We start from the raw sequence: 8,048 nt of genomic DNA on the forward strand, positions 1-8,048 counted from the left end.
ATTGGTAGTGAGCTTAGGCTCTAGTATTTCGAGTCGGTGTGTAGTCGGCCGCAGACAGCGGACTTTAGGTTAAGCTCCGAGCTCTGGGAATCCTATTGGCGTGTGCTGCCACCGTCTGGTCGCAAAGTCGTCCAGAGACTTGGAACATCCGTATTTCACAGAAATTCAACGAGCTGGATCAGGGACTTTCACATGGACAAACGACAATTAGCATCACGCATCTGGGAGTCCGCCAACACCATGCGCTCCAAGATCGAGGCGCAGGAGTATAAGGACTACATTCTCGGCTTCATCTTCTATAAGTTCCTCTCCGATCAGGTTGAGCAACTCATGTACGCCAACGACGTGGAACCTGACGAACTGGCCGAGGCGCTCGTCGAAGACGACGCAGAGACAGTGGAGTTCGTGCAGAACCGCTTGGGCTACTTCATCTCGTACGACAACCTCCACTCGACGTGGCGCGCTGCAGGCAGTGACTTCAACGTCGCTGATGTGCGTGATGCGCTTGCAGCATTTGACCGCCTCATCCTGCCGAGCCGTGCCCACGTGTTCAAAGACATCTTCCGCACGTTGGAAACGGGGCTGTCGAAGCTGGGCACGAACGCTACGTCGCAGACGAAGGCTATTAAGGATTTGCTCGACCTCATCAACGACATCCCCACTGACGGTGCTCAGGGCTACGACGTGCTTGGCTACATCTACGAGTACTTGATCTCGAAGTTCGCAGCGAACGCCGGTAAAAAGGCGGGAGAGTTCTATACCCCGCACGAGGTCTCTGAGGTGATGAGCCGCATTGTTGCAGCACACACGCAAGACCGTGAGACTCTCACCATCTACGACCCGACCTCCGGTTCTGGTTCGCTGCTGCTCAACATCGGCCAAGCTGTCGCACATCATATGGGTGATCCAGATGCGATTAAGTACTACGCCCAAGAAATCAAGGAAAGCACCTTCAACCTCACACGCATGAACTTGGTCATGCGTGGTGTCAAGGCCGACAACATCGTGGCTCGCAACGGCGACAGCCTTGAACACGACTGGCCGATGTTTGACGAGTCTGACCCGGAAAACACCTACGATCCGCTGTTTGTCGATGCTGTTGTGTCGAACCCACCATATTCACAGAAGTGGAAGCCTGCGGGCAAAGCCACTGATCCACGTTTTACGCAGTATGGTCTGGCACCAGAAACCAAGGCTGATTACGCATTCTTGCTGCACGAGCTGTTCCACATTAAGCCAGATGGCATCATGACCATCGTTCTGCCGCATGGTGTGCTTTTCCGTGGTGGGGCGGAAGAGACGATCCGTACGCGCCTTATCGAGGCCAATAACATCGACACCATCATCGGCCTGCCAGGGTCGATCTTCTACGGCACGGGTATTCCGACCATCATCATGGTGCTCAAGAAACAGCGCAGCCACGACGACGTGCTGTTTATCGACGCATCCCAGGGCTTTATTAAAGACGGCAAAAATAACCTGCTGCGCGCTCGTGACATCGAGCGCATCGTTGATACTGTCCATGCACGCCGCGACGTCGAGCACTTCGCTCGTGTTGTGTCTCGCGATGAGATCCGCGCCAACGACTACAACCTCAATATCCCGCGTTACGTCTCTGCAACGCTGCCGCCGGAGTCTGTGGACTTCTTCGCCACCGTCAACGGTGGCCTTCCCATCAGCGAGATCGACGCTCTTGCTGGCTACTGGGACGTGCTGCCGGGATTGCGTGAGGCGCTCTTTGATGAAGATACCAATGGTTATGCAACCATCCGCACTGACGATATTCGCGAAACAGTCTTGGAGCACAGTGCTTCTGGAGCGTTGGCAGACACATTGAACGCGGCACTAGCAGGGTTTGCTGATTCCTTGGAAACCGAGCTCATTGACGGTGCGATGGCTGTTCCAGTCAACACTGCTGAAGATGGCATCAAGGCTGATCTGTTTACGCGTTTGGCCCCGGTGCCGCTGGTTAACGAGTACCAGGGATACCAGCTGCTGCATGAGAAGTGGCTCACTATTGCCAACGATCTGACGATCTTGCAGACCGAGGGCTGGGATGCGATGCGTGTGGTCGATCCAGTTATGGAGTGGAAGACCAAGGATAAGAAGAAAGTCGAAGTCCAAACCGGCTGGGAAGGCCGTGTCGCGACCTTTGAGATCATCCGCGATCTGTACTTACCTGCACTACGCGACCAGGTCGAGGGCCTCACTGCTGAGTTAGAAGGCGCTACCGCTGAGCTTGCGGCTCTGATTGAGGGCTTGAGCGAAGAGGACAAGACTGATCTGGCCGATGTGCTCAACGCTAAGGAAGACGGCTTCCTTAAGAGTGATCTCAACAAGGCGGTCAAGGCACTTCCAGCCCTTCCGAAGGGTGAGCAGTGGCCTGAGGGTAGCGTCGAGGCTGTTCAGATCGAAGCAAAGCAGTTGCTTGACCGTCTGACTAAGGTGAAGTCGCAGCTCAAGAAGGCCAACGAAGACCTTGAAACCAAGACGCACGAGACTGTTGAGAACCTGACCGATGATCAGATCGTCGAAGTGCTCTCGACCAAGTGGGTCGCAGCGCTCATGGTGCAGCTCGCGCTGTTGCCGACGCTAACCCTGCGTGAACTCGCTGACCAGGTGCAGCGCTTGCAGGATACGCCACGCCGCTGACTCAGCTGGACACGCAGATCGCTACCACTGAACGCAGCCTGCTTGCATCGCTGGATAAGCTCACTGGCTCGGAAGCAGACATGCAGGCTGTCGCAGCCCTGCAGCAGATGCTGGGTGGTGGTCAGAGTGACTAGCAACAGCGCACCGGCACTGCGGTTTGATGGGTTCGACGGTGAGTGGAATGTTATTTCGCTTTCTGACCACGCAACCTTTTCAAGGGGGAAGGGATACTCGAAGGCTGATGTGGGCACCGGTACCTACCCACTTTTTCTTTATGGGCAGCTCTACACAAACTACTCGACTGAGATTCGTTCAATAACAACGTTTAGTCGGATGAATGATGGCTCCGTTGTGAGTACTGGCCGCGAGGTTCTGATGCCAGCTTCTGACGTTACACCTACAAATATTGTGAGAGCTTCACATTTGAAAGTTCCTGATGTGCTTCTCGGAGGCGATCTGAATGTCATTACGCCTGGAGACGGTATTGATCCGACTTTTTTGGCGTTGGAATTAACTGGGGGCTCCAGTAGGGCAGAACTATTGAACAATATTCAAGGTGCGGCTGTTAAACATTTGCATCTTGACCCAATCCGAAATCTCAAACTCGTAGTTCCGAGTGTGAAAGAACAACACGCTATCGGTGAACTCTTCGCTGATCTCGACGCACTCATCGAGCAGCACCGCGCCAAGCACAAGAACCTGCAGCGGACGAAGACTGCGCTGTTGCAGCGTATGTTCCCGCAAGACGGTACCAATGAACCGGAGCTACGGCTCGGTGGGTTTAGCGGGGCGTGGGAGACGGTTTCATTCGACAGCTTGCTAACGCGAGTAGAAATCGGGACAAACATTCTAGGCTCAACTCGATACCACGGGGTTCCGCTCTTAAAGATGGGGAACATTCAACGCGGATTTTTCGATTTTTCTTCTTTCGAGCGTCTTCCTGACAGCGCTGAATTATCTTCGGACTCGCTAGTTCGCACCGGGGACTTCCTTTTCAATACTCGCAACACGATGGAGTTAGTTGGAAAAGGTGCTACCTGGATGGGTGAATCTGGGGCCTTCGCGTTTAATGGCAACATTGCTCGGTTTACATTGGAGCGTGTTGATACAAAGTTCTTCAACTACCTCTACAACCATCCTCGCTCAATTCGAGATGTCAACAAATGTGCCACCGGAACGACGAGTGTTGCAGCCATTTACCCGCGCAGTCTCAAATCGGTGCAGTTTCAAATCCCCACCATCGAAGAGCAGCACGCTATCGGTGAGGCCTTCTCCAACCTCGATGAGCTCATCGCAGCTGAAAGCCGCTACATCACGCAACTGACGCAGGCAAAGACTGCGCTGCTGCAGCGCATGTTCGTCTAAGGAGCGTTCACAATGACTACACCACTGACATACACAGACGAGGCGCGCTTCGAGGACGACGTTGTCGCTATGCTGCGCCGTCATGGCTGGGATGAGGTCCTCGACCGACCAACTGAGCGCCAGCTCATCGACAACTGGGCTGAGATTCTCTACAACAACAACCGTGACCAGGACCGACTTGGTGATGTGCCGCTGACATCTACTGAGATGGATCAGATCATCGAGCAGATCACCGAGCTGCGCACGCCGTTGCGTCTCAATGAGTTCATCAACGGGCGCAGTGTGGCAATTACCCGCGATGCTCCTGAGGCTCACAACTTGGGCAAAGAGGTTTCGCTAAAGATCTACGACCGCCGCGAGATTGCTGGCGGCCAGTCGTACTACCAGATCGCGCGTCAGCCAAAGTTTGCCACTGCCGCCCACAAGCTCCTGCCTGAGCGCCGAGGCGATCTCATGCTCTTGATAAACGGCATGCCGGTGATCCACCTCGAACTCAAGCGCTCGGGTGTTCCTGTCTCGCAGGCCACGAACCAGATCATCAAGTATGCGCATGAGGGCGTCTACACAGGCCTGTTCTCGCTAGTGCAGATCTTCGCAGCAATGACGCCGACGGAGACGCTGTACTTCGCTAACCCTGGCCCTGACAGAAAGTTCAACCCCGACTTCTTCTTCCACTGGGCTGACTTCAACAACGAGCCGATCAACGACTGGCCGGCGGTCGTGACCTCGCTGCTGTCGATCCCGATGGCGCATCAGCTCATCGGCTTCTACACGGTGACCGACCGCGCAGCTGGCATCCTCATGGCAATGCGCTCGTATCAATACTTCGCAGCGCACCGCATCGCCGACCGAGTGGAAGGCCACGAGTGGGGCAGCGACAACAAGGGCGGCTACATCTGGCACACCACCGGCTCCGGCAAGACAATCACCAGTTTCAAAACAGCGCAGCTGATCGCTGACTCCAAGAACGCCGATAAAGTCGTGTTCTTGCTTGATCGTGTGGAGCTGGGCACGCAGTCGCTGGCGAACTACCGCAGCTACGGCGGGGACACCATCGACGTAGCGGATACGTCCAGCGCAGATGAGCTGCTGCAACTGCTGACCAACGACACCTCGGTGCTGATTGTCACCTCGCTGCAAAAATTCCACCACCTGCAGGCCGAGACGCTGCGCGCTACGCATTTAAAGAAACTGCGCGAGAAGCGCATCGTCTTCATCGTGGACGAGGCGCACCGCTCCACCTTCGGAGACATGCTGCTGAATATCAAGACCACGCTGCCGGACGCGCTGCTTTTCGGCTTCACAGGTACACCGATCCATGACGAGAACCAGAAGCTGCACGCCACTACGGCCACCATCTTCGGCAACGAGCTGCACCGTTACTCAATCGCCGATGGTATTCGCGACGGCAATGTTCTCGGCTTTGACCCCGAGATGGTTGAGACATTCCGAGCGAGCGACGTGCGCAAATCTGTCGCCTTGGAGCAGGCCAAAGCCATCGACGAGCAGGACGCTTTCAGTGATCCGAAGAAGGAGAAGGTTTTCCTCAAGTTCATGGACAAGGCTCAGGTGCCGATGGCAGGAGTGCGTCATGACGACAACTCCTACGACAGGGGCATCGAGGATTACCTTCCGATGTCGCAGTACGACCAGCACCAGCATCGCAAAGCTGTCGCTGCTGACATCATCGAGAACTGGGGGCACTTGAGCCGCAACAGCACGTTTCATGCGATTTTGGCTACGCACTCGATCCCAGAGGCAATCGAGTATTTCCGCATCTTCCGCGACAACTACCCGCATTTGAACGTCACGGCGCTGTTCGACCCCAACATCGACAACACTGGCGAGCAGCAACTCGCGAAGGAAGACGGCCTTATCGAGGTGCTCGAACACTACAACGCGATGTTCGACCGGAATTTCACCATGCCGACGCACGCCGCGTTTAAGCGCGACATCGCTGCGCGCCTGGCGCATAAAGCGCCGTACAACACACCGACGTTTACGAACGACGAGCAGATCGACCTGCTTATCGTTGTGGACCAAATGCTGACCGGCTTTGACTCGAAGTGGCTGAACACGCTTTACCTCGACAAAGTCATCGCATACGAAAACATCATTCAGGCGTTTTCGCGCACCAACCGCGTTTTCGGCCCGGAAAAGCCCTTCGGCTCCATTCGCTACTACCGCAAGCCTCATACGATGCAGCGCAACATCGACGCCGCCGTGAAGCTTTACTCAGGGGACAAACCCTTTGGGTTATTCGTTGATCACCTTGACGAGCATCTCTTGCAGATCAACCAGTGCTTTGCCGTCATCAAACGACTCTTTGCTGGCATCGATGACTTCTCACGTCTTCCAGACGAAGAGGACGACCGCCTTGAGTTCGCCAAGGTCTTACCCGAACTCTACGAGCATCTCCAAGCGGCCCAGATTCAGGGATTTACTTGGGAAAACGATACGTATAAATTCGATCATGCCGACATCACGGTAGAACTGACTGAGCCGGTATTCATCGCTCTGCTGTCGCGCTACAAAGAGCTTGACCGTTCAGGCGGCGAACCCGAACCAGAACCAGGCGGTGGGGAAGAGGACAGCACACCGCCGTACGACATCAACGTCCACATCACACACATCGATACAGCCCGTATCGACGCCGACTACCTCAACGCCAAGTACACGAAGTACCTCCGCGCTATTGAGGCGGGCGTGCCGCAGACTGAACTCGACGAGTTGCTTTCAGACCTACACGCTGGCTTTGCACGTTTGAGCGCTGAGGATCAGGTGTTCGCAAATCGCTGGCTGCACGACATCCAGTCCGGTGATGCTGATCTTGTGCCGGGAAAGACTGTTCAGGACTACATCAACGACTACAGGCTCTCGCAGCAAGACCGTGAGATCGCACAGCTCGTGCGTGCTATCGGCGTTGATCCTAACCTTCTGCGGACAATCCTCGCCGCCCACGTGGATGAGGCCCATATCAACGAATATGGCCGCTTCGATGACGTAATTAGCTCAGTTGATCTCGACGCTGCAGCCGAGTACTTCCGCGAACAGGCCGGGAAAAAGTTACCGCCATTCAAAGTCCACACGGCGATTGATAGATTGCTGCGGCAGTACGTGTTGCACCACGAACTCCCCGCCGACCTCAAGGAAGCAGCATCAGAAGTCGCTGAGAACCTAATGGGCGTGGCTGGACCGGGACCGATTAAGCAGGTTGAGGTTAACGTGGACTACATCGTCATGTTGATTGATGATTACCGCGCGAAGCTGGGCCAACGCAACGACGCAGGAGCACGTGAGATTCGTGCAACGATCGAGCGCCGTGTTGAAGCATCCCCAAGCCTGCACAACAAGCGCGATCTATTCGAAGAATTCTTGCACTCCGAAGAGAGCGCAGGGGCATCAGGTGACACGCATCAGCGCTGGGGGAAGTTCATAGCCAATCGGCGCGATCAAGAGCTCAATGAGCTGATCGAGGCTGAAGAGCTTAACCCCGACGAGACATATTCGCTTGTGGAAAAAGCACTTCGCAATGGTGGCGTGCAAACATCTGGTACCGCCATGAAGAAGCTGTTGCCGGCCACATCCAGTCTTGGGCGACACAAGGACCAAGATGAGGTCCAGGCGCGTTTGAGCCAGAAATTGTCGGCCTTCGTGGATCGTTTCTCGATGTCGTAGTAGGACACCGAGGGTGACCTTCGACTACGCGTTCAAGTGGAAATATCCCGCGAAAACACCTAGCCCAGCGCCTCCAGCACCGCCTCGCCGACACCCGCAGCCGACGTCGGGTTCTGTCCGGTGATGAGCTTGCCGTCGACCACGACGTGCTTGGTCATCGGGATCTTCGCGGTGGTGTACTCGCCGGCCTGGTCGCGAAGTTTCTCTTCCAGGCTGAAGGGGACTTCCTCGGTGTTTAGAAGATCGAAATGGTAGCGGTGTGGTGAGTTCGTGGTAGCGCTTGAGTGGGGATCCGGTAGCGGTCTCCACTCAAGCGTTTTGTGGGGTTACTGGTTAGCTTCCAGTCTCATGTT

3 protein-coding genes are annotated in these 8,048 nt (G+C 55.4%); all 3 read left to right on the plus strand.

From position 1 onward, the window contains the following. Nucleotides 1-192: 192 nt before the first annotated feature. The 3 genes from MHY23_RS05625 (at nucleotide 193) to MHY23_RS05635 (ending at nucleotide 7,695) form a co-directional block, all read left to right on the plus strand. Nucleotides 193-2,652 carry a type I restriction-modification system subunit M gene (locus tag MHY23_RS05625; RefSeq protein ID WP_239306750.1) on the plus strand — a complete coding sequence of 820 codons (2,460 nt, stop codon included), beginning with the start codon at nucleotides 193-195 and terminating at the stop codon, nucleotides 2,650-2,652. Between the two features lie 126 nt (nucleotides 2,653-2,778). Further along, nucleotides 2,779-4,017: a restriction endonuclease subunit S gene (locus MHY23_RS05630; RefSeq protein ID WP_239306751.1), complete on the plus strand. Its 1,239-nt coding sequence runs from the start codon at nucleotides 2,779-2,781 to the stop codon at nucleotides 4,015-4,017. A gap of 12 nt (nucleotides 4,018-4,029) precedes the next feature. Further along, entirely contained in the window at nucleotides 4,030-7,695 is a 3,666-nt protein-coding gene (locus MHY23_RS05635; protein ID WP_239306752.1) for an HsdR family type I site-specific deoxyribonuclease, read from the plus strand. The last annotated feature ends 353 nt before the right edge of the window (nucleotides 7,696-8,048 follow it).

This window comes from Corynebacterium sp. ACRQP (assembly GCF_022345915.1).
Taxonomy (GTDB): Bacteria; Actinomycetota; Actinomycetes; order Mycobacteriales; family Mycobacteriaceae; genus Corynebacterium; species Corynebacterium lehmanniae.

What these genes read in the sequence shown, in the direction of transcription:
- MHY23_RS05635 (WP_239306752.1), top strand. Translation starts at nt 4,030, where the DNA reads ATGACTACACCACTGACATACACAGACGAGGCGCGCTTCGAGGACGAC.
- MHY23_RS05625 (WP_239306750.1), top strand. Translation starts at nt 193, where the DNA reads ATGGACAAACGACAATTAGCATCACGCATCTGGGAGTCCGCCAACACC.